The organism is Cellulomonas sp. ACRRI, assembly GCF_022346185.1.
GTDB lineage: Bacteria > Actinomycetota > Actinomycetes > Actinomycetales > Cellulomonadaceae > Cellulomonas.
In genome coordinates, this window is the sequence record NZ_JAKRMS010000078.1 from 1 (window position 1) to 21,656 (window position 21,656).

Below are 21,656 nucleotides of genomic sequence, written 5' to 3' on the forward strand. Positions count from 1 at the left end.
GGTCTGCCGCGCGGGGGAGGGCGTCCGTACGCTGGCGCGATGGACCTGCGGTTCCGGGGCGAGATCATCCACTGGCGGGGCCCCTCGCCGTACCACTACGTCGCCGTGCCCCAGCCCGAGGCCGACGAGCTCCGTGCCGCGTCGTCCCTGGTCTCGTACGGCTGGGGCGTGATCCCGGTCGCGGTGACGCTCGGCGGGACCCGGTGGACGACCTCGCTGTTCCCGAAGGACGGCGGGTACCTCGTGCCGATCAAGGACGCGGTGCGGCGGGCCGAGGGCGTCGCGCTGGGCGACGAGGTGGACCTGCGCGTCTCCGTCGCGGTCCGCTGAGCGTCGGGGAGGATCGCGTCGTGACCGTTCCCGCTCCGCCCGCCGGCGCCCACCCGTCCCGCGCCCCCCGGGTGCCCTGGCCGTGGCTGGTCGCGGCGTCGGGCGTCGTGCTGACCGTCCTCGGCGTGTGGCTGCTGACCCGCCCCCAGGCCGGCTGGTTCGCGTACGCGCCGCTGAGCGACGCGACCTACGCTCCGCCGCGACCCCCGTGGGCCGGCATCGTGGCGCTCGGCGTCGGGTGCGCGGCCTGGGGCGGGGCGCTGGGACACCTGCTGGCGCGCGGGGTCGTCGCCCGCGGCGCGCGGCGCTGACCCTCGCGCGGGCGGGCGTGCTCCGGGGGGCCCGCGCCGTCGCCCGGACTCGCGTCCTGGGTCGTCGAGGGTCACGGAACCGACCACAGGCGCCGGCGGCCCCGACCGCCCTCGCTCCCGCCGCGGCCGAGCCCGCTTCGCCCGCCGGCGCCGCGCGGGAGCCCGACGCCCCGAAGCCCGCCACCCTGGATCCCGCCACCCTCGATCCCGCCACCCTCGATCCCGCCGGGCCTGTGCCCGACGCCCCCGCGAAGGCCGCCCCGCATGCCGGGCGCTGCGGCTGCGCCCGCCCGGGCGCCGAGGTCCGCGTCACCGTCTCCGCTGCCACCCTCCTCGGCCTCGACGACGGGCCCGCCGACCTGGAGGGGTACGGCCCGATCGACGCCGTGCGCGGCCGACCTCGGGCGCGCCTGCCACCGCCACCACCGCCTCACGACCGACGGCGGCTTCCGGCTGCGTCAGATCCCGCCCGGGCTGTTCGAGTGGATCACCCCGACCGGGCACCGGTACCTGGTGCGCCCCGGGACCGGGCGGACCCCCGACGCGCACGACGCCCCGCCGCCGTTCTAGGCTCGATCCGAGCGCCGCGGCTCCGGCCGGGCCTCGTCGTCACCGCCGACCCGAGGGACCAGCATGAAGACGTTCACCCTGCCCGGAACCGACATCGTCGCGCCGAACGTGATCCTCGGCCTGATGCGCATCCAGCAGAAGTCCGACGACGAGGTCCGCGAGCTCGTCCGCGCCGCCCGCGACGCGGGCATCGCGTTCGTCGACCACGCCGCCGTCTACGGGGACGAGAAGCACGGCTGCGAGGCGCGGTTCGCCGAGGCGCTCGACCTGACGCCGTCCCAGCGCGACGAGTTCGTCATCCAGACCAAGGCCGGGATCATCAAGGACGGCCCGTACTTCGACTTCTCGTACGAGGAGATCGTGTCCTCGGTCGAGGGCTCCCTGCGCGCGCTGCGCACCGACCACGTCGACATCCTGCTGCTGCACCGCCCGGACGCCCTGGTCGAGCCGGACGAGGTCGCCCGCGCGTTCGACGAGCTCGCCGCCGCGGGCAAGGTCCGCGCGTTCGGCGTCTCGAACCACACGCCGCAGCAGATCGAGCTGCTGAAGAAGTCGGTGCAGCAGCCTCTCGTGGTCAACCAGCTGCAGCGGAGCATCACGCACGCGCCGCTCGTCGCGCAGGGCGTGGCCGCGAACATGGCGGCGCTCGACCAGTCGATCTCCCGGGACAACGGCCTGCTCGACTACTGCCGGCTGCACGACATCACCGTGCAGGCCTGGTCGCCGTTCCAGAAGGGGTTCTTCGACGGCGTGTTCGTCGGTGACCGGGAGGCCTACCCGGAGCTGAACGACGTCCTGGACCGGCTGGCCGAGAAGTACGGCGTGACGCCGACCGGCATCGCGGTGGCCTGGATCACCCGGCACCCGGCGCAGATGCAGGTGGTGCTCGGGACCACGACGCCGTCCCGGGTGACCGAGTCGGCGGCGGGGTCGGAGGTGCCGCTGACGCGGGCGGAGTGGTACGAGCTGTACCGCGCCGCGGGCCACACGGTGCCGTGATCCCGCGCCCGGTGCTGTCGCACCGCCGTCGCGTGTCGGCGGGGTGCGGCAGCATCGGGGCATGACGTTCGACTTCGAGGCCCCGCTGTGGGTGTGGGACGCCCGGCGCGCCGAGCGCTGGACCTTCGTCAGCGTCCCGGAGGACGCCTCCGACGAGATCCTCGAACGGGCGGGCGCGTTCGCGCGCGGGTTCGGGTCGCTGCGCGTCGAGGTGACCGTGGGCGGGACGACCTGGCGGACGTCGATCTTCCCGGACAGCCAGAAGCGCGCCTACTCGCTGCCGATCAAGAAGGCCGTGCGCGCCGCGGAGGACCTGGAGGTCGGCGGGCCGGTGCGGGTCCGGCTGCGGGTGCTCGACGTCTGAGCGCGCGGGTCCGGCTGCGGGCCGTCAGGCCGCGAGGTCGACCACGCGCGCCGGCACCGGCTCGACGGCGACGGCCGGCATCTCGGCGACCTGCGCCGCCGCCCGCTCCGCGGCCTCGCGCTGCCGCTGCCGCCGGGCCTTCAGCACGACGGAGACGGCGTGCGCGCCGACGACGGCCCACACCGCGTTCGTGACGACAGACGGCCACACCCCGCTGCTCGCCGCGACCAGCCCCATGAACAGCCCCGAGACGACGTTCGCGAGCTGGTAGCGGCCCGAGGTGGGTGCCCACCTCCCGCGGGTGACGAGGACGTAGGCGACGAGGCACGTGACCGCGCCGACCCAGCCGAGCGCGGTGACGAGAGCGGACACGGGCGTACTCCTGGCAGGGCGGAGGGGTGGGTGGAGGGTCGGCCGCGCAGGATCCCGCGCTTCGCCGGCAGCAGAATCATGCGACCAGATCGGGTTCAGCACAATCGAATGATGTTGCGACAGGGATGCAGCGGAACTGAATTAGGATGAATCGGTGCCGACCGACCCGCGCCGCCTCGCCGTCCTGCTCGCCGTGCACCGCGCCGGCGGGGTGCTCGCCGCCGCCGACCTGCTGCACGTGACCCCCTCCGCGGTGTCCCAGCAGATCGCCCGGCTGGAGTCGGAGGAGGGGGTCGCGGTGCTCGACCGCAACCCCCGCGGCGCGACCCTGACGGCCGCCGGCCGGATCCTCGCGGAGGCCGCGGAGCGCATCGAGTCCGAGCTCGTCGAGGCGCGCAAGTCGCTCGCGGAGCTCGGCGGCGAGCTGTCCGGTCGGGTCACGGTCGCGGCGTTCCAGACCGCCATCCGCGCGGTGATCGCCCCGGCGTTCGCGGTCGTCGCCGAGCACCACCCCGGCATCGAGCTGCTGGTCGAGGAGCGCGAGCAGGGCGAGTCGATGCGCCGGCTCCGGGAGGGCGACGCGGACATCGTGCTGCTGGAGCGGGACGAGGACGCGGACACGCACGTGCCGCGCGGGCAGCGCGACGTGGTGCTGCTGGAGGAGCCGTGGCGGCTGGTGCTGCCCGGGTCGGTCGCGACGCCGACGCAGCTGTCGGACCTGGCCGGGGTGACCTGGTTGGCCGCCGAGCACCACACCGCCGCCGCGCGGGCGATGGGCCGGGTGACCGCCGCGCTCGGTCCGGTGACCTCGCGGCACCTCTACTACGACTTCGACGTGGCGCTCGCGCTCGTGGCCGCGGGTCAGGGCGTCGCGCTGCTGCCCGCGCTGGCGCTGCAGGGCGAGCTGCCCGACGGCGTCACGGTGGCGACGGTGCCGGGGCTGGGGTCGCGGCGGCTGGTCGCCCGGCACCGCGCGACGCGCCGCGAGCCCGGCCCGGCCGTGGTGGCGGTGATCGACGAGCTCCTGGCGGCGGCCTCGGGCATCGACCCGGTCTGACGCCCGCCGGGCGGGGCGTCCGCACCGCCTCTAGGCTCCGGCGCATGGACTGCGACGTCGTGGTGGTCGGGGCCGGCCTGGCCGGTCTGACCTGCGCCCGGACCCTGCACGACCGCGGGCTGGACGTCCGCGTGCTCGAGGCCGCCGGGACGGTCGGCGGGCGGGTGCGCAGCGAGCACGTCGACGGCTTCACGCTCGACCGCGGGTTCCAGGTCATCAACCCCGGGTACCCGGCGCTGCGGGAGGTGGTCGACGTCGACGCCCTCCGGCTGCAGCCGTTCCTGCCCGGCGTCGCCGTGCGACGGGACGACGGCCTGGCGGTGCTCGCGGACCCCCGGCGCGCGCCGGCCCGGCTGCGCGAGACGCTCGGCAGCGGCTACGTCCGGGTCGGGGAGCTCGCGGCGCTCGCGCGCTGGGCCGCCCCGGCGCTCGGACCTGTGCGCGCGCTGGAGGACGGGCCGGACGCCACGCTCGCGGAGTCGCTGACCGCGGCGGGGGTCGACGGGCGGCTGCGGCACGAGGTGCTCGAGCCGTTCCTCGCGGGGGTGCTGGCCGACGAGTCCGGGGCGACGTCGGCGACGTTCGCCCGGCTGGTGGTGCGGTCGATGCTGCGGGGGACGCCGGGGCTGCCGGTCGGGGGAGCCGGTGCGCTGCCCGCGCTGCTCGCGGAGGGCCTGCCGCACGTGTCGACCGGCGCCCGGGTCGGGGCGGTGGAGCGGGTCGACGGCGGCCGGGCGGCGCAGGTCGACGGCAGCCGGGTGCGGGCGCTGGCGGTGGTCGTCGCCGCGGACCCGGCGACGGCGGCCGACCTCGCCGGGGTCGAGGCGCCGCCGATGCGTGGCCTCACGACGACCTGGTGGGCGGCCGAGGGCATCCCGCGGGTGGACGCGGTCGTGGTCGACGGACGGCGGCGCGGGCCGGTGGTGGACGCGGCGCTGATCTCCGCGGCCGCCCCGTCCTACGCACCGGCGGGCGCGCAGCTGGTGCAGGCGACGTCGGTGCTGCCGTCGGGTCCGTGGGACGCCGCGGCGCGGCCGGACCCCGCGCACGTCCGACGGCAGGCGGGGGAGATGCTCGGCGTCGACCCGCGGGGCTGGCGGGAGCTCGCGACGCACGAGATCGCGCACGCGCTCCCCGCGGCGACGCCGCCGCTCCGGGTGCGGCAGCCGGTCGAGCTGGGGGACGGGCTGTACGTGTGCGGCGACCACCGGGACACGCCGTCGCAGCAGGGCGCGATCGCGTCGGGCCGGCGGGCGGCGCGGGCGGTGGCGCGGCGGCTGCTCGGCGCGTGACGCGGGCGCCTCATCGCCTCCCGATCGTCGCGCCGTCCCCCGATCGATCGGTGGGCAGCGCGAGAACCGGGTGGGGACCCGGCTCGCGGCGCCCCGGCGCCGGCCTCGGCGACCGCGCCGCGGCGAACACGAACCGGCGCTGGACCTGGAAGCTGACGAGGTACAGCACCGCCTCGGTCGCGACCTTCGCCGGCAGCAGGCCGACGCCGAGGCCCGTGAGCGCCGCCAGGAGCGGGACTCGTAGGTGGTGTCCGTGACGGTCGCGTCGGCGTCGGCGTCGGCGTCGGCCGTCGTGCCGTTCTGGGCGGCCTCGTAGGCCTGGACGTCGGCGATCTCCACGTGGTCGATCACGAACCGGTCGAGCGCCCAGGCCGAGCCGCCGCCGACGGCGAGCAGCAGCACGAGCGTCGAGACCACCAGGGACCGGCGGAGCCGGCGCCGGGGCCGGAGGGCAGGTGCGTCGTCGGGTCGGGTGCGGGGGTGTCGGGTCATGCGGACAGGTCTACGGAGCCCGCTCGGGGCGGCCCGGTGCGGGCGCTGTGCGCGCCGTGTGAGCCACCGGCCGGGTCCGTCGCGGCGTCACACGCGCGCGCACACGCCGCGGGGGTTCCGTGGTCCGCATCCGGGCGCCGGCAGGAGGGCCGGGCCCCAGGGCGAGGAGCAGGTGGACGAGATGATGACGATCGTCGGGGGAGCGCGTGCGACGGACGACGCGGCCGTGACGGCCCTCAAGCAGCGGCACCGCGCGATGTGGGCGCTGGGCGACTACCCGGCGCTCGCGGCCGAGGTGGTCGGCGCGCTGGGGCCGGTGCTGGTCGACGCGGTGGGCGTGCGGCCCGGGGAGCGGGTGCTCGACGTGGCCGCCGGCACGGGGAACGCGGCCGTGCCCGCGGCACTCGCCGGGGGCCGGGTGGTCGCGTCGGACCTGACGCCCGAGCTGCTCGACGCCGGGCGCCGGGCGGCGGAGGCGCGGGGGATCGTGCTGGACTGGCGGGAGGCGGACGCCGAGGCGCTGCCGTTCGCGGCCGGGGCGTTCGACGTGGTCACGTCGTGCATCGGCGTGATGTTCGCCCCGCGGCACGCCGTCGCGGCCGCGGAGCTGCTGCGGGTCTGCCGCGCCGGTGGCCGGGTGGGGCTGATCGCGTGGACGCCGACCGGGTTCATCGGGCGGCTGTTCGCGACCATGAAGCCCTACCTGCCGGCGCCGCCGCCGGGCGTGCAGCCGCCGCCGCTGTGGGGCGACGAGGCGCACGTGCGGGGTCTGCTCGGCGCCGGGGTCGAGGACGTCCGGGTGGAGCGCCGGTCGCTGACCGTCGACGCGTTCGGCACGCCGGAGGCGTTCCGGGACTACTTCGCGAGCCGGTACGGCCCGACGATCGCCGCCTACCGGGCGGTGGCCGACGACCCCGACCGCACGGCCGCGCTCGACGCCGACCTGGTCGCGCTGGCCCGGGACGCGGCCCGCAGCGGCCCGGGCGGGGCCCCGGTGCTGGACTGGGAGTACCTCCTCGTGACCGGGCGCCGGACGGCGCCCGGCGCGTCTTGACGGCGGTGCGACGACGGCGGCAGTGTGAACCAGGTCACACCCGCGAGCCGTTCAGGACAAGGAGCCCGACATGCCCACGCGCCTCAACCCCTACCTCGGCTTCCGTGACACCGCGCGGGAGGCCATGGAGTTCTACCGGTCCGTGTTCGGCGGCGAGCTCACCGTCAGCACGTTCGGCGACTTCCAGGCCAGCGACGACCCGGCCGAGAAGGACAAGGTCATGCACTCCCAGCTCGAGACGCCCGGCGGCCTGGTCCTCATGGCCGCGGACACCCCGAACGCCATGCCGTACACCCCGGGGGACAACTTCTCGGTCTCCCTCAGCGGCGGCCCCGACTCCGAGGCCGAGCTGCGGGGGTACTGGGACAAGCTGTCCGACGGCGGCAACGTGGTCGAGCCCCTGGCCACGGCGCCCTGGGGCGACGCGTTCGGGATGGTCGCGGACAAGTTCGGCACGATGTGGCTCGTGAACATCGCGGGGAACGCGGGCTGACCCCGGGGGGCGTCGCCCTGCTCGGCCCGCCGGCGATCCGGCGGGCCGGGCCGCATGCGCCCGCGCCGCCGGGGCCGCGCGGCAGCAAGGCGTGGCTGCTGCTCGCGTACCTCGTGCTCGCGGGCCGCGGGGTGCCGCGGAGCCGGTTGACCGGCCTGGTCGTCGGCGACGCGGACGACCCCGGGGCCGCGCTGCGGTGGAACCTGTCGCAGCTCCGCCGGGCGCTGGACGGCCTGGCGGACCTGGGCGGGGACCCGCTCGTGCTCGACCTGCGTCCCGGCACGGTCGTCGACGTCCGGGTGCTGGCCTCGGGGGCGTGGGCGGAGGCGCTCGCGCTCCCCGGTCTCGGCGGTGCGCTCCTGGAGGGCCTGACCCCTCGGGGGAGCGCCGCGCTGGAGCTGTGGCTCGCCGCCGAGCGCGAGCGGGTCGCGGGCCTGACCGCCGCGATCCTGCACGAGGCCGCGCACGCACGGCTCGCCGCCGGCGACGCGCCCGGGGCCGTCGCCCTCGCGGCGCGGCTGGTCGCGGCCGAGCCGCTGGCGGAGCGCGGGCACGAGCTGTGGGCCCGTGCGCTGGTGGCCGCGGGGGACCGGGTCGGGGCCGAGCGGCGGGTGGCCGAGTGCCGGGCGCTGTTCCGGCGGGAGCTCGGCGTCGAGCCGTCGGCGAGCCTGACGGCGGCGCTCCGCACGCGGGGGCCGGGCGGTCCGGGGGTGACGGCCGGGGGCCGCGACGGGCCGCCGGACGCGACGGGGCAGGCCACGGCCGGCACGCCCGCCGCGGTGGACGCCGCGCTCGAGGGCGGCGAGGGCGCGGCGCACGTCGGGGCGTACGAACGGGCGATCGAGCTGCTGCGCACCGGGGTGGACGGCGCCCGGGGCCTCGGTGACGACGCCCGGCTCGCGACCGCGCTGGGCGCGCTCGGCCGGGTCCTGGTGCACGGCGTGCGCGGGAGCGACGAGGAGGCCGTCGCGGTCCTGCACCAGGCGCTCGTCGCGGCGCGGCGCAGCGGCGCCGGCGACGTGGCCGCACGGGCTGCGCTCGAGCTCGGGCACGTGGAGACGCTGCGGGGCCGGTACCCGCGCGCCGGGATGTGGTTCCGCCGGTCGCGGGAGCTGGGCGGCGACGACGCCCGGCTGCGCGCCTGGGTCGGGGTGTTCGACGGCATCGGCCGCAGCGACCAGGCCGACTACGCCGGGGCGGCCGCGGTGCTGGGGGAGGCGGCCGAGGACGCGCGGTCGGCGGGCGACCTGCGGGCCGAGGCGTACGCGCTGACCGCGCTCGGCCGTCTGCGGGTGCTCCGGGACGAACCGGGCCCGGCGCTCGCGGCCCTGGACCGCGCGTGCGCCGTCGCGCAGGACCTCGGCTGGACGTCGTTCCTGCCGTTCCCGCGGTCGCAGCGCGCGGAGGTGCTGCTCCGGGCGGGGGACCTGGCCGGCGCCGAGGCGGGGTTCGAGGGCGCGTACGCGCTGGCCTGCCAGGTCGGCGACCCGTGCTGGGAGGGCTACGCGCTGCGGGGGCGAGGCCTGCTCGCGGCGGCCCGCGGCGACGACGCCGCCGCGCTCGACCTGCTGGTGGCCGCGCCCGGCGCCTGCCGCCGGCAGCGCGACGCGCACGACTGGGTGGAGGCGCACTGCCTGGACGCGCTGTGCGGGTTCGCGGTGCCGCGCGAGGTGCCCGGGGCGGCCGGGTGGGTCGACGACCTGGAGGCGTTCGCCGCGCGCCGGGGGATGCGCGAGCTCGTGGCCCGGGCGGGCCTGCACCGCGCGGCTCTGGGGCAGCCGGGGGCGGCGGAGCACGCCGCGGCGCTGGTCGCGGGGATCGACAACCCGGCCCTGGCCGCCGCGCCGGTCGGGGGCTGACGGGCCGTGCGCCGCGGCCGCGGTGCACTCGCGCCGCACCGGCCCGGCGCCCCGGGTGCCGCCCGCCGTGCTCGGTGCTTCCCGCCGAGTTCGGTGCCCCTGGCCACCGAGCTCGGCTGGCGTCACCGAACTCGCGGTGCCGGGCGGCTCCGGGGTCAGACGCCCGGGGCGCACGCGCCCTGGCCGAGCGCCGCGAGGCCCGCCAGGTCCCCGGCCTGGAACGTCGAGACCGTCGCGACCGGGTTCATCAGCTGGGTGGGGTCGTCGACGTGGTCCAGCCCGACGAGGTGCGCGAGCTCGTGCCGCAGCACCGCGGGCCAGGCCGTCGAGGTCGGCCCCGGCTGGAGCAGGTCGGTGTCCAGGTAGACCGCGCCGGTCACGTGGGCGGTCCGGCCGCGCGCGTCGGTCGCCGACTGCGGTCCGCCGACCCCGACGACGTCGCCGGCCAGCGACGGCACGGTCGCCGCGTCGGCGAACCGGACGAGGACCGGCGCCCACCGGTCGCCGTACCGGTCCGGGAGGAAGGCGCCGCGGTCGGGGTCGGCGGGTTCGAGCACCGCACCGTCGTCCACGAACGCGAGTCCGGTCGCCGCGGCGAGCTCCGCCGTCGCCGCCTGCACCTGGGCGGCGAAGTCCGCCGGCGCCCCGGTGGGGTCGACGACGACGTGGACGGGGCGGCAGGGCGACCACGTCACCGGGACCGTGGCCCCGGCGCTGTCCCGCTGGGTCGCGAGGAACGCGTAGGACGTCGCCGGCGTCGCGGGGACGACGGCGGGCGCGAGCCGCTCGTCGGCCTCCTCGACGCCCGGGCGCGGGTAGTCGCGCGCGGACGCCGGCACGAGCGCGAGCCAGGGCGCCTCGACGCCGAGCGCCGGCAACCACCGGGACGCGTAGACGGCCGCGACCGTGAGCACCACGAGCCAGGGCAGCACGGTCGCGGCACGCCGGCGCCGGCGCGCGGGCAGCGGCGCCGGGGTCGGCGACCACGCGCGCGGGTGGGACGACGGGGCCCAGCCCGGCGGGGGTCGGTGGCGGCGGCGGGACGGCACACCGTCCCATCGGCCGCCGGCGCGGGCCGGTTGAGCCACGCGGCGCGGCGGGGCCGACGCCGCCTACGCCTTCCGGCCGCGCCCACGGTGATCGTCGTGGGCGGCACCGGAAGGCGTAGGCCGGGCGGAGGCGAGCCCCGCCCCCGCGGCGGCTCAGTCCTCCAGGTCGTCCAGCAGGCCGCCGCCGACCCAGTCGTCGATGGCGATCTCGTCCGCCTCGGTCAGCTCCATCCGCGCGCCGCGGCACAGCCCGACGACGTTGTCCGCCCACGCCTCGGCCACGTCGACCGCGGTGACCGTGGCGTCGAGCTCCAGGCCGACGTACAGCACGCCGGAGATGACGGTGTTGACGGTGGAGCGCCCGACGGCCGCGCCGGCGGCCTGGCACGCGTCCCGGACCCGGCGGGCCGTGGCGGTGCGCTCGAACGGGTGCTCGCGCACGTCGTCCGCCAGCGCGGTCAGGAGCACGCGGTAGTTGTCCCGGCTGAGCCCGGGCGTGTCGGTGACGGCCACGACCTGGCGCTGCAGCGCGGTGGCGTCCGTGCCCGCGGGCCCCTCGGCGGCGGCGCCGGGCAGGTCGGCCTCGCCGAACCGCTTGGGGTCCCAGACGTAGCCCGGCGACGGCCGCGCGGCGACGCCGAGCTCCGGCACGGCCTGGGACAGCCACGGCAGGAACCCGCCCGTGCCGGCCCACCGGGTGCTGGGCAGGGTCGGGTCGGCCTTCTGCGCGGCCTGGGCGACGGCGCCGGTCGGCACGGGCCGGTCGGCGGACCGCACGCGCTGGAGCACCGCGCGGCGCGCGGCCAGCGAGCCGGGGGAGGACGCCGAGACGGTCTGCTCGTCGCGGCGGCCGGCGCGGGCGGACCCGGCGGCGGGCGCCGCGGGGCCGGGCTCCGGCGCCGACGACCCCGACGACGCCGCGGCCGGCTCCGGCTCGGGGAGCGCCACCGGCTCGGCCGCCGTCGCCGGGACGTCCCCGCCCTCGGCCGCCGCCTGCCCGGCCGTGACCAGCTCCGCCAGGTCGTCGGCCGTGATGACGGTGTCGGCGACGGCCCGGTACGCGCTGGCGGCCGGGCTCGCGGTGATGATCGTGACCCGCCGGTCGGCGGCGCGGCAGCGCTGCACGAGCGGCGTGAAGTCGGCGTCGGCGGACACGATGACGAACTCGTCGTACCGGGTGTCCGCGTCGAGCGCGTCGACGGCGTCGAGCACCAGGTTGATGTCGGCGCTGCTCTTGCCCTGCTGGGTCAGCGAGGGGCAGTCGACGACCTGGAACCCGGCCCGCGTGAAGTTCGGCCGGAACCGGCTGAACACGGACGGGTTGAGGTAGCAGGCCCGCACGAGGAACCGGCGGGTGAAGTCGCCGTCGGCGTCGCTGCCGCTCTCCAGCTCGGACAGCCAGTGCCCCGGGTCGGTGGCGAACGCCTCCGCGGCGTCCGGGTCCAGGCGGCGCAGGCCGATGTAGACGTTGTCGAAGTCCACGAACATGGCCGTGCGCAGGCGGCGCGGCGTGTCGGGGCGGCTGGGGTCCAGGGCTGACGTCACGCCGCCATCCTGCCGCGAAACCCGCCCGGCCGCTGCGCTCGTACACTGTCCCGGTGCCGAGCGGGACCAGGTGGTGAGCAGTGGACGTCCGTGACCTCCTGGCGGCACCCGACCTCGGGCTGAGCGTCGTCGCCGCCGAGCCGGACGCCCTCGACCGCCCGGTGACCGCCGCGTACATCACGGACCTGCCGGACCCGTCGCGGTTCCTGTCGACCGGCGACGTGGTGCTCACCAGCGGCCTGTGGCTCGACCGCCCGGACGGCGCGGCGAGGTTCCTCGGGGCCCTCGCGCAGCAGAACGTGGCCGCGATCGTCCTCGGGCTCATCGAGATCGGCGTCATCCCGGACGAGGTGATCGCGACCTGCCGCGCGCGCGGGCTGACCCTGCTCACGGTGTCCCCGGGGGTGTCGTTCCGCCGGATCGCCGACGAGATCGCGGCGCGCCAGCCGGGTTCCGCCGCCGGGCTCGCGAGCCGGACGATGCGGTTCAGCCGCCGGATCGCCGACACGGTGTCCCGCGGCGGCGGCGTCGCCGAGCTGCTGGCCCAGTTCTCCGCCGAGTTCGCCGTCGGCTGCTGGGTGATCGACGAGACCGGGATGCTGCTCGCCACCGCGGGCGCGGCACCGGACCGGGCGCAGGTCGCGGAGCAGTGGAACGCCGTGGTCGCCCGCGAGCACGACAAGCGGGTCATCCTCCCCGGGGAGGGGACCGACCACGGGCCGGCGACGATCGTGCGCACCGGGGCGCGGGACCGGTCCGGGTTCTTCGGCTGCTGGGGCGACCACCGGTCGTTCTCGGACGAGGTCGCCCTCGCGCTGGACGCCGTCGTCGGCGCGCTGCGGGTCGAGATGGAGCTGGCCGCCCGCTGGCGCGAGACCCGGGACGCGCAGGTCGCGGCGCTGATCACGGCGATCCGGGACGCCGAGGCGTCGCCCGGCGCGATCTCGGCCCGGATGCGCCTGGAGGGCATGGCCCCGTCGGACGAGACGACGATCGTGGCGGCCCGGGTCGACGACCCGCGGTTCCCGCGCGCCGCCGTGCTGGAGATGCTGCAGCGCACCCTGACCGCCCGGGGGCACCGGGTGCTGGGCTGCCGGTTCGACGACCAGGCGATCCTGCTGGTCAACGGCGCCGGCGACGACGAGCGGCCGCTCGCCGACCACCTGGCCGAGGAGCACCTCCTGCTGCTCGACGGCCGGCAGCTGCGCGTCGGGATGAGCGACCCGGTCAGCGGGGTCAGCCGGCTGAACTCGGCGATCGCCACGGCCGTCGAGCGGGTGCAGAACGCCTCGGGCCCCGAGCCGGTGGTGGTGTCGACGGCGCTGCACGTGCAGACCCACCGGGCGCTGCTGCGGATGCTGGGGGCGAGCACCCGCTCGGGCTACGCCCGCGAGGTGCTGGCGCCGCTGCTGTCGTACGACGAGCGGCACAACGCGGACCTGGTGGGCACGCTGCGGGCGTTCCTCGACGGCGGCGGGGCGTGGCAGGAGACGGCCCGGCAGCTGCACCTGCACACGAACACGCTGCGCTACCGGATCGCCCGCATCGAGGAGCTGACCAACCGGGACATGAGCACCATGTCCGACCGGGTCGACCTGTTCCTCGCGATGACCTGCCTGGACGAGGCGGACTGACGCGGGCGCCTCAGGCGAACCGCATCGTCGGGATGCCGTACGCCCGCGGGTCCGGCACGCGCAGCAGCGCCGGCGCGACGACCTCCTCGATCAGCACCTCGACCGTGTAGTGCGTCTCGGCGCCCAGCACGTGCCCGGCGAAGCCCGCGGCGGCCGCGTTCTTCACCCCCACCGCGAGGTGCAGGTGCGGCGTCGCCACGCCGGCCTCGGCGTCCCACAGGATCGTGCCGCTGCCGATGCCCTCGGTGTAGGTCACGGTGACCTCCTGGGGGAGCGGCGGCTCCTGGTCGGCGACCGGCACGTCCGCGGCGATGAACCGCGCGGTGCGGAACGCCCCCGAGAACACGGGGACGAAGCCCTGCCGGATGCCGTGCTCGCGGCACGCCTCCGCCAGCGAGGCCAGCACCTCGTCGCCCGGCTCCAGCACCACCGCCACGCGACGGCCGGTGGTCACCTCGCTGCTCTGCACGCTCAGACCGCCGCGGGGTCGAGGGCGAGCGCGGGCACGGCGGCACCGACCCGCTCGGCGTGCGCGCGGATCTCGGCGAGCAGCGCGGCCTTGCCGGCGTCGGGCAGGAAGGACGACGCCACCGCGTTGGCGGCGAGCACGCCGACCTGGTCCTCGGTGACGGTGCCGGCGGCGACCAGCGCGCGCACGTTGTCGTCCAGGTACCCGCCGAAGTAGGCCGGGTCGTCCGAGTGCACCGACGCGCGCAGGCCCTCGTCGAGCATGACCGCGATCGGGTGGTCGGCGAGGTCGGGGCCGGCGGTGCGCAGCGCGAGGTTCGACAGCGGGCACACGGTGAGCGGGGTGCGCGTGGCGCGCAGGTGCGCGACCAGCTCGACGTCCTCCAGCGCGCGGTTGCCGTGGTCGATCCGCTCCGCGCCCAGGATGTCCAGGGCCTCCCAGACGTAGTCCGGGCCGCCCTCCTCGCCGGCGTGCGCGACGCGGCGCAGGCCCTCGGCGGCGGCGCGCTCGAACACGTCGCGGAACAGCGCCGGCGGGTAGCCGACCTCGCTGGAGTCCAGCCCGACCGCGAGCAGCAGCGACCGGTGGGGGAGCACCGCCTCGAGGGTCGCCATCGCCGCCTCGGGGCCGAGGTGCCGCAGGAAGCAGACGATCAGGCCGCCGGACATGCCGTGCGCGGCGCGGGCGTCGGCGAGCGCGGCGGACAGGCCGAGCAGCACGTCCTCGACCGGCACGCCGCGCGCGGTGTGCGACTGCGGGTCGACGAAGACCTCGGCGTGCCGGACCCCGGCAGCGGCGGCGCGGGCCAGGTAGCGGGCGCCGAGGTCGTGGAAGTCCTGCCGGGTGCGCAGCACGTCGAGGTTCGCGTAGTACACGTCCAGGAAGTCCTGCAGGTCGCGGAACGGTGCGCCCCGGCCGGCGCCCGCCGGCACGGGCAGCCCGTTGCGGTCCGCCAGCGCGCGGATGAGGTCGGCGTCCAGCGTGCCCTCGATGTGCACGTGCAGTTCAGCCGTCGGCCACACGTCCTGCTCCCGGTCGTTCGTCGGTCGTCGCGGACGGGTGGTCCACGCTTGCCGGGAAGCCAACCACAGGCCCGTGGCCTGCGGCCTCGTGCGATCCACCAACGACCGGGCGGTGCCGCGGCGCCGGGGGCTGGGCGATCCGCCGGGCGCGGGGCCGCGGGCCCCGGTCGTGTGACGCGCGCGTGACGCGCTCGGTGGGTCGCACAACGGACCGCACCGCTGAGGCCGGGGGAGTTCGGAGGATCCCACATGGCGACGGCCGAGCCCGGGCCTGTCGAATGGGGGCAGTCGCCGGGTCGCCCCGGTGCGACCCTCCCCCTGGCACCGCGGCCGCCCGTAGCCGCGGGCGCCGCACGACGTGAACGAGGTTGACGTGACCCGCTCCTTCACCGCGCGCCCCGGGCGCCGGATCGCCGGCCTCGCCGCCGCCGTGGCCGCCGCCGGCCTGCTGCTCTCGGCCTGCTCCTCCGACGACACCGCCGGCTCGACCGGCGACGCGTCGGGCGCCGCCGAGTCGTTCGACGCCGTGAGCGTCCAGCTGTCCTGGCTGAAGAACCAGCAGTTCGCCGGCGAGTACCTGGCGGTGGAGGACGGCCTGTACACCGACGCCGGCTTCTTGGACGTGACCCTGACCGCGGGCGGTTCCTCCGCCACCAGCGCCGAGGCGGCCGTCGCCTCCGGCCAGGCGTTCGTCGGCCTGTCCTCGCCGCTGATCACGGCCCCGGCGATCCAGAGCGGCGCCGCGCTGAAGATCGTCGGCGCGACGTACCAGCAGAACCCGTTCGCGCTGGTGTCGGCCGCCTCCGCGCCGATCGCGGGCCCGGACGACCTGGCCGGGAAGACCATCGCCGTGTCCGACTCCAACACGCTGGTGTGGAACGCGTTCCTCGCCGCCAACGACATCGACGCCTCCGAGGTCACGACGGTGCCGCTGTCCGACACCTCGATGCTCACCACGGGCCAGGTGGACGGCTTCATCGGCTACACCACGACCGGCGCCGCCGCGCTGGCCGCGGCCGGCTTCGAGGCCACCGAGTTCCTGCTCGCCGAGAACGGCCTGCCGATGGTGGGCGAGGTGCTGGTCACCTCCCAGGAGGCGATCGACGAGCGCCCGGAGGAGGTCAAGGCGTTCCTGCTCGCCACGGCCGAGGGCTGGCGCGCGGCGCTGGACGACCCGGAGCGCGCCGTGGACCTGACCGTGAACACCTACGGCAAGGAGCAGCAGTACGACGCCGACGCGATCGCGCTGTCCTTCGACCGCCAGGCGACGCTGATCGAGTCCGAGGACACCGCCGCGAACGGCCTGCTCACGATCAGCGACGAGCTGCAGGAGGGCACCATCGCCTCGCTCGGCTACGCCGGCGTGGACATCACGGCCGACGAGCTGTTCGACCTGTCGCTCCTGGACGAGGTGTACGCCGAGAACCCGGACCTGCTCTCGTGACCGACCCCCAGACCACGCCCGCCCCCGCGCTGCCGGCCCCCTCGGCCGCGGGGGCGGGCGTGCCCACGTCCGTCGCCGACCCCGGCATCGAGATCACCGGCCTCGGCAAGGAGTTCCGCTCCGGCCGCCGCACGGTGACCGCGCTGGAGGACGTCACCCTGTCCACCCCGCGCGGGTCCTTCCTGTCGCTGCTCGGCCCGTCCGGCTGCGGCAAGTCGACGATCCTGCGCATCCTCGCGGGCCTCGAGACGCCGACGTCGGGTTCGGTCGCCGTGAACGGCACACCCGTCGCCCCGGGCCGGCGCGCCGACGGCATGGGCATCGCGTTCCAGGACCCGGCGCTGCTGCCGTGGCGCTCGGTGCAGAAGAACATCCGGCTGCCGCTGGAGATCCAGAAGCGGAAGGACGACGGCATCGTCGGCGAGCTGATCGAGCTCGTCGGCCTGACCGGCTTCGAGAAGGCCCGCCCGGCGCACCTGTCCGGCGGCATGCGGCAGCGCGCGTCGATCGCCCGGGCGCTCGCGGTGCGGCCGGACTTCCTGCTGCTGGACGAGCCGTTCGGCGCCCTGGACGACATGACCCGGCAGCGGCTGAACTTCGAGCTGCAGCGGATCTGGACCGAGCGGTCCGCGACCACGCTCATGGTCACGCACGGCATCGCCGAGGCGGCGCTGCTGTCCGACCACGTGGCCGTGATGTCCGCGCGCCCGGGCCGGATCGTCGAGGTCGTCGAGATCCCGTTCGAGCGGCCGCGCACGCCCGAGATGATGCGGACGAAGGAGTTCCACGAGGTGGTCGACCACCTGTCGGGGCTGCTGTTCTCCCCGGGCGGCGCCGCGGCCGGGACGGGCGCGCAGTGAGCGTCGCGCTCGCGCGGTTCCGCGGCGCGCTGGCCCGCCCGTGGGTCGGCGGCACCGTCGGCATCGTGCTGCTGGTCGCCCTGTGGTGGGCGATGACCGCCAACCTGGAGAACAGCACCTCGTTCCCGTCCCCGGTCGACGTGGCGCGCTCCGCGGTCGCGGACGGCTGGCCGTTCTACGAGGCGAACGTCGTCCCGACCCTGACCCGCGCCGCCCAGGGCTACCTGTGGGGCAACCTCGCCGGCCTCACGCTGGCGGCGGTCGTGCTGGTCGTGCCGCGGCTGGAGGACGTCATCACCCAGCTCGGCGTCATCTCCGCGTGCCTGCCGGTCACGGCGATCGGCCCGATCGTCATGGTCATCTTCGGCGGCCGCGCCTCGTCGATCTTCCTCGGCGCCCTGCTCGTCTTCTTCACCACGCTCGTCGGCGCCATCCTCGGGATGCGCTCCGCGAGCCGCAGCTCGCTGGACCTCGTCGCCGCGTACGGCGGCGGCCGGTGGACGCAGATCCGCACGGTCCAGCTCATGTCGGCGCTGCCGGCGATCGTCACCGCCCTGCAGGTGGCGGTCCCGGCAGCGCTGCTCGGCGCGATCGTCGGGGAGTACCTCGGCGGCATCGACGCGGGGCTGGGCGTGGCGCTCAACGCGGCGCAGCGCCAGATCCAGCCCGACCGCGTGTGGGCGCTGAGCATCCTCGCCGGTCTGATCGCGCTCGGCGGCTACGCGCTCGTCGGGCTGGTCGGGCGGGTCCTCACCCCGTGGGCGAAGGAGCGCCGGGCATGAGCGGCGGGACGGGGCGGTTCGTCGCCCGCCGGGTCTGGACGCTCGCGCTGGCGGTCGTCGTCGCGCTCGCGGTGTGGGTCGCCGTGCTCGAGGCGTTCGACGTCAGTCCGCTCATCGGCAAGCGCCCGTGGGACGTGTTCGACTACGTCGTCACCGCCGAGGGCGCCGCCGACCACCGCGCGACCATCGCCGCCGACCTCGCGGTCACGGTGCGGGACGCCGGCATCGGGTACGTCGTCGGCCTGGCCGCGGCGTTCGGCCTCGCGGTCGTGTTCTGCGTGTCGCCCGTGCTGGAGCGGATCGTCATGCCGACCGCGATGGTGCTGCGGTCGATCCCGCTCGTCGTGCTCACGCCGCTGATCACGCTGATCTTCGGCATCGGCCAGGCCGGCGTGACGGCCATCGTCATCCTCGTGGTGTTCCTGCCCGCGCTGGCGAACATCCTGTACGGCCTGCGCAGCGTCTCCGGCGAGCACCGGGACCTGGTGCTCGCGTACGGCGGCTCGTCGTGGACGGTGCTGCGCAAGGTCGCCCTGCCGGCGGCCGTGCCGTCGACGCTCGCCTCCGCGCGGATCGCCGTCCCGTCGGCCGTCACCGGCGCGATGATCGCCGAGTGGCTGTCGACCGGCGAGGGCCTGGGCGGCGCGATCTCGAAGGCGGCGGGCTCGTTCGGCTACGACGCGATGTGGGCCTCCGCGATCACCGTCGCGGCGGTGACGATGCTCGCGTACGCGGTGCTGAGCGTCGTGGACACCCTGGTGCAGGAGCGGATCGGGCAGCTGTCGTGACCGACGTGACGCTGGTGCTGCGCGGCGGGACCGTCGTCGACGGCACCGGCGCCGCGCCGGTCGTCGCCGACGTCCTCGTCGCCGGCGACCGGGTCGCGGCCGTCGGCCCGGGCCTCGCCGCCACGGCCCCGGCCGCGGCGCGCGTGGTCGACGCCGCCGGGCTGGTCGTCGCGCCGGGGTTCATCGACGCGCACACCCACTCCGACGTCGTGCCGTTCATGGCCGAGCCGCAGCCGTTCAAGGTGCTGCAGGGCGTCACCACCGAGGTGGTCGGCAACTGCGGCAACTCCGCGGCGCCGCTGGTGGACGAGCGGGCGGTGGACCTGCACCGGCCGATCTCGTCGACCGTCGCCGCCGGCGTGTCCTCCTGGCCGCGGTCGTTCGGGGAGTACCTGGACGCGGTCGAGCAGCACGGCCCGACGACGCACGTCGCGTCGCTCGTCGGCCACCACACGCTGCGGATCAGCGCGAACGGCATGGCCGAGCGGCTGGCGCCGGGCGCGCTGGACCGGATGGTCGCGCTCGCGGACGCGGCGTTCGCCGACGGCGCCTTCGGGTTCTCGACCGGCCTGATCTACGCGCCCGGCGTGTACGCGGACACCGACGAGGTCGCCGCGCTCGCCGCCGTCGCCGCGCGGTGGGACCGGCCGTACGCCACGCACATGCGGGACGAGGGCGACGGGCTGGCCGACTCGCTGGCCGAGACGTTCGACGTCGCGCGGCGGACCGGCGTCCGGGTCCAGGTGTCGCACTGCAAGGCCGCGGGCCGGCGGAACCACGGCCGGTCGGGCGAGCTGCTCGCCGCGCTGCGCGTCGCGCGCGCGGCCGGGATCGACGTGCACGGCGACGCGTACCCGTACACGACGGGGGAGAGCTTCCTCACCGCGCTGCTGCCGGCGGAGGCCCAGGTGGGCGGGCGGTCGGAGCTGGTGCGCCGGCTGTCCGACCCGGCGACCCGCGCCGCGCTGGCGGCCCGGGCCCTCGCCGGCGGACCGGGCGCCGGGTCGTGGACCCAGACGACGCCCGCGGGGGTGCTGCTGTCGATGCACTCCGACGCGGGCCTGCTCGGCCGGAGCGTCGCCGACGTGGCGGCCTCGCGCGGGGTCGAGCCCTGGGACGCCCTGTGCGACCTGGTGCTCGCCGACCCCGGCGCGATGATGGTCTACGAGCTGATGGCCGAGGACGACGTGCGCGCGATCCTGGCCGACCCGCTGATCGCGATCGGCTCGGACAACTCGGTGCCCGTCGGCAACGCGCACCAGCGCGGCTGGGGCTGCTTCCCGACCGTGCTCGGCCGGTATGTCCGGGACCTCGGCGTGCTCGACCTCGCGGAGGCGGTCCGGAAGATGACGTCGCTGACCGCCGACGCGCTCGGCCTGCCCGACCGCGGGCGGCTCGTGCCCGGTGCGATCGCCGACGTGGCCGTGGTCGACCCGGCGACGGTCGGGCACCCGGGCACGCCGCAGCGGCCGTGGGAGCGGCCGACCGGCGTCGTGTGCACGGTGCTCGCCGGGACCGTCGTGGTGGACGGCGGGGAGTTCACCGGGGTGCGCGCCGGGCGGGTGCTGCGCGCGGGGCGGCCGGAGCCGGCCGGCCGCGCGGGCGCGGCAGGGGTGCGCGCGTGAGCGGTCGGCACGCCGCCGGGGCCGGGGCGACCACGGCCGGGGCGGCCGCGGACCTCGAGCTGCCGGCGATGCTGCTGCGCGACGACGCGATCGCGCACAACGTCCGGACGATGGCCGACTGGTGCCGCGCCGCGGGCGTCCAGCTCGCGCCGCACGCCAAGACGCACATGTCCCGCGACCTGGTCCGCCGGCAGTCCGCCGCGGGCGCGTGGGGGTTCACCGCCGCCACCCCCGCGCAGGTCCGCACGCTCGCCGGCTGGGGCGTCGGCCAGGTGCTGCACGCGAACGTCCTCGTCGACCGCGGCGCGATCGCCTGGGTCGCCGAGCACCTGCTCGCCGCCGGCTCCGGCACCGAGTACCTCTGCTACGTCGACAGCGACGCCGGCCTCGACCTGCTGCTGACCGAGCTCGACCGGCTCCGGCCCGACCGCCCGCTGCCCCTGCTGCTGGAGCTCGGGTTCCGCGGCGGCCGCACCGGTGTGCGGGACGACGTCGCCGCGCTCGCGCTGGCCGGGCGGGTCGCCGCCGCGGGCCGGGTCCGGCTCGCGGGCGTCGCGGCGTTCGAGGGCCTGATGCCCGCCGGGGACGACCCCGGCGCTCCGCCGGGTGCGGCCGACCTGCTCGCCCGGGTCCGGGCGCTGGTCACCGCGATCACCGAGCAGGGCCTCGTCGCCGGCGTGCCCGTCGTCACCGCCGGCGGCTCGTCGTACTTCGACCTGGTGGCGCGCGAGCTCGGCCCCGCGATGTGGGACCGCCCGGTCACGACCGTGCTGCGGTCCGGCTGCTACGTCACGCACGACCACGGCGTCTACCGCCGCACCTCGCCGCTCGGCGCCGACCGGGGGACCGCGGCGCTGCGCCCGGCGTTCGAGCTGCGGGCGTCGGTGCTCTCGGCCCCGGAGGACGGGCTGGTGGTCGCCGGGTTCGGCCGCCGCGAGGTGCCGACCGACGACCGGCTGCCGGTCGTGCTCGGGGTCGCGGGCAACGCGCCCGACGTGGCGGACGCGCCCGACGTGCGCGGCTGGGAGGTGACCGGCGTCAACGACCACCACGCGTTCCTCCGCGTCCCGCCGGGCACCCGGGTCGCCCCGGGTACCGTGCTCCGGCTGGGGATCAGCCACCCCTGCGGCGCGTTCGACACGTCGGGCGCGTTGCCCGCGACCCCGAGCACGACCGGCAGCCGGTCGTCGGTCGGCACCTCGCGGCGGCCGAACCCGGCGACCACCAGCCCGTCCTCCGGGGCCG

At 76.8% G+C, this 21,656-nt stretch carries 21 protein-coding genes; 16 read left to right on the forward strand and 5 right to left on the reverse strand.

The genetic code is table 11. The features are described from left to right. Positions 1–39 precede the first annotated feature (39 nt). The 4 genes from MHY85_RS13865 to MHY85_RS13880 all read left to right on the forward strand — a co-directional run bounded on the left by MHY85_RS13865 (position 40) and on the right by MHY85_RS13880 (position 2,574). Positions 40–330 (forward strand): DUF1905 domain-containing protein, encoded by a 291-nt coding sequence (locus MHY85_RS13865; RefSeq protein WP_239197243.1) that lies wholly within the window; start codon positions 40–42, stop codon positions 328–330. Between the two features lie 20 nt (positions 331–350). Next, the gene (locus MHY85_RS13870) at positions 351–641 is read left to right on the forward strand and encodes a hypothetical protein (RefSeq protein WP_239197245.1); all 291 of its coding nucleotides are present in this window, start codon (positions 351–353) and stop codon (positions 639–641) included. 633 nt (positions 642–1,274) lie between these two features. Next, entirely contained in the window at positions 1,275–2,210 is a 936-nt protein-coding gene (locus MHY85_RS13875) for an aldo/keto reductase family oxidoreductase (protein ID WP_239197247.1), read from the forward strand. A gap of 61 nt (positions 2,211–2,271) precedes the next feature. Next, positions 2,272–2,574, forward strand: a complete 303-nt coding sequence (locus tag MHY85_RS13880; RefSeq protein WP_239197249.1) for a DUF1905 domain-containing protein — start codon at positions 2,272–2,274, stop codon at positions 2,572–2,574. A gap of 24 nt (positions 2,575–2,598) precedes the next feature. On the opposite strand, the gene MHY85_RS13885 is transcribed toward MHY85_RS13880, so the two are convergent. Next, positions 2,599–2,946 carry a hypothetical protein gene (locus MHY85_RS13885; RefSeq protein WP_239197251.1) on the reverse strand — a complete coding sequence of 116 codons (348 nt, stop codon included), beginning with the start codon at positions 2,944–2,946 and terminating at the stop codon, positions 2,599–2,601. 154 nt (positions 2,947–3,100) lie between these two features. Between MHY85_RS13885 and MHY85_RS13890 the strand changes: the two genes are divergently transcribed. The 5 genes from MHY85_RS13890 (at position 3,101) to MHY85_RS13910 (ending at position 9,193) form a co-directional block, all read left to right on the forward strand. Next, positions 3,101–4,003 carry a LysR family transcriptional regulator gene (locus MHY85_RS13890; protein WP_239197253.1) on the forward strand — a complete coding sequence of 301 codons (903 nt, stop codon included), beginning with the start codon at positions 3,101–3,103 and terminating at the stop codon, positions 4,001–4,003. Between the two features lie 44 nt (positions 4,004–4,047). Then, the gene (locus MHY85_RS13895; protein WP_239197255.1) at positions 4,048–5,295 is read left to right on the forward strand and encodes an FAD-dependent oxidoreductase; all 1,248 of its coding nucleotides are present in this window, start codon (positions 4,048–4,050) and stop codon (positions 5,293–5,295) included. A 673-nt stretch (positions 5,296–5,968) separates the two neighbouring features. Beyond that, positions 5,969–6,841 (forward strand): class I SAM-dependent methyltransferase, encoded by an 873-nt coding sequence (locus tag MHY85_RS13900; protein ID WP_239197281.1) that lies wholly within the window; start codon positions 5,969–5,971, stop codon positions 6,839–6,841. Positions 6,842–6,911: 70 nt separating this feature from the next. After that, positions 6,912–7,334 (forward strand): VOC family protein, encoded by a 423-nt coding sequence (locus MHY85_RS13905; protein WP_239197257.1) that lies wholly within the window; start codon positions 6,912–6,914, stop codon positions 7,332–7,334. After that, positions 7,301–9,193: a bacterial transcriptional activator domain-containing protein gene (locus MHY85_RS13910; protein ID WP_239197259.1), complete on the forward strand. Its 1,893-nt coding sequence runs from the start codon at positions 7,301–7,303 to the stop codon at positions 9,191–9,193. The genes MHY85_RS13905 and MHY85_RS13910 overlap by 34 nt, the downstream gene beginning before the upstream one ends. Before the next feature lie 155 nt (positions 9,194–9,348). Here the strand turns inward: MHY85_RS13910 and MHY85_RS13915 are convergent, their stop codons facing one another. Then, a complete protein-coding gene (locus MHY85_RS13915) occupies positions 9,349–10,125 on the reverse strand; it encodes a matrixin family metalloprotease (protein ID WP_239197261.1) in 777 nt (258 codons plus the stop codon). Between the two features lie 270 nt (positions 10,126–10,395). Then, on the reverse strand, positions 10,396–11,787 hold the full coding sequence (locus MHY85_RS13920; protein WP_239197263.1) for an NYN domain-containing protein: 1,392 nt from the start codon (positions 11,785–11,787) through the stop codon (positions 10,396–10,398). Between the two features lie 80 nt (positions 11,788–11,867). Here MHY85_RS13920 and MHY85_RS13925 point away from each other — a divergent pair, with 80 nt between their 5' ends. Beyond that, positions 11,868–13,421 carry a PucR family transcriptional regulator gene (locus tag MHY85_RS13925; protein ID WP_239197265.1) on the forward strand — a complete coding sequence of 518 codons (1,554 nt, stop codon included), beginning with the start codon at positions 11,868–11,870 and terminating at the stop codon, positions 13,419–13,421. Between the two features lie 10 nt (positions 13,422–13,431). Here the strand turns inward: MHY85_RS13925 and MHY85_RS13930 are convergent, their stop codons facing one another. Together MHY85_RS13930 and add are read right to left on the reverse strand one after the other, a co-directional pair. After that, complete coding sequence (locus MHY85_RS13930; protein WP_239197267.1) at positions 13,432–13,890, reverse strand: PPC domain-containing DNA-binding protein; 459 nt, start codon at positions 13,888–13,890, stop codon at positions 13,432–13,434. 2 nt (positions 13,891–13,892) lie between these two features. Continuing rightward, on the reverse strand, positions 13,893–14,912 hold the full coding sequence (gene add, locus MHY85_RS13935) for an adenosine deaminase (protein WP_239197269.1): 1,020 nt from the start codon (positions 14,910–14,912) through the stop codon (positions 13,893–13,895). Between the two features lie 373 nt (positions 14,913–15,285). On the opposite strand from add, the gene MHY85_RS13940 reads away from it, so the two are divergent. The 6 genes from MHY85_RS13940 to MHY85_RS21920 form a co-directional block, all read left to right on the forward strand. Beyond that, entirely contained in the window at positions 15,286–16,356 is a 1,071-nt protein-coding gene (locus MHY85_RS13940) for an ABC transporter substrate-binding protein (protein ID WP_239197271.1), read from the forward strand. Beyond that, positions 16,353–17,216 (forward strand): ABC transporter ATP-binding protein, encoded by an 864-nt coding sequence (locus MHY85_RS13945; protein WP_308191387.1) that lies wholly within the window; start codon positions 16,353–16,355, stop codon positions 17,214–17,216. Before MHY85_RS13940 ends, MHY85_RS13945 begins: the two co-directional genes overlap by 4 nt. Then, complete coding sequence (locus MHY85_RS13950; RefSeq protein WP_239197273.1) at positions 17,213–17,998, forward strand: ABC transporter permease; 786 nt, start codon at positions 17,213–17,215, stop codon at positions 17,996–17,998. Before MHY85_RS13945 ends, MHY85_RS13950 begins: the two co-directional genes overlap by 4 nt. After that, positions 17,995–18,786 (forward strand): ABC transporter permease, encoded by a 792-nt coding sequence (locus MHY85_RS13955; protein ID WP_239197275.1) that lies wholly within the window; start codon positions 17,995–17,997, stop codon positions 18,784–18,786. Before MHY85_RS13950 ends, MHY85_RS13955 begins: the two co-directional genes overlap by 4 nt. Further along, positions 18,783–20,411, forward strand: coding sequence for an amidohydrolase family protein (locus MHY85_RS13960; protein ID WP_239197277.1), 1,629 nt, complete (start codon positions 18,783–18,785; stop codon positions 20,409–20,411). Before MHY85_RS13955 ends, MHY85_RS13960 begins: the two co-directional genes overlap by 4 nt. Further along, on the forward strand, positions 20,408–21,656 hold a 1,249-nt coding region (locus tag MHY85_RS21920), incomplete at its 3' end, for an alanine racemase (protein WP_239197279.1). The genes MHY85_RS13960 and MHY85_RS21920, both read left to right, overlap by 4 nt.

Excerpts from the sequence above, each read along its gene's own strand:
- MHY85_RS13905 (WP_239197257.1), top strand. The coding sequence starts at position 6,912 with ATGCCCACGCGCCTCAACCCCTACCTCGGCTTCCGTGACACCGCGCGG.
- MHY85_RS13865 (WP_239197243.1), top strand. The coding sequence starts at position 40 with ATGGACCTGCGGTTCCGGGGCGAGATCATCCACTGGCGGGGCCCCTCG.
- MHY85_RS13895 (WP_239197255.1), top strand. The coding sequence starts at position 4,048 with ATGGACTGCGACGTCGTGGTGGTCGGGGCCGGCCTGGCCGGTCTGACC.
- MHY85_RS13955 (WP_239197275.1), top strand. The coding sequence starts at position 17,995 with ATGAGCGGCGGGACGGGGCGGTTCGTCGCCCGCCGGGTCTGGACGCTC.
- MHY85_RS13900 (WP_239197281.1), top strand. The coding sequence starts at position 5,969 with ATGATGACGATCGTCGGGGGAGCGCGTGCGACGGACGACGCGGCCGTG.
- MHY85_RS13875 (WP_239197247.1), top strand. The coding sequence starts at position 1,275 with ATGAAGACGTTCACCCTGCCCGGAACCGACATCGTCGCGCCGAACGTG.
- MHY85_RS13880 (WP_239197249.1), top strand. The coding sequence starts at position 2,272 with ATGACGTTCGACTTCGAGGCCCCGCTGTGGGTGTGGGACGCCCGGCGC.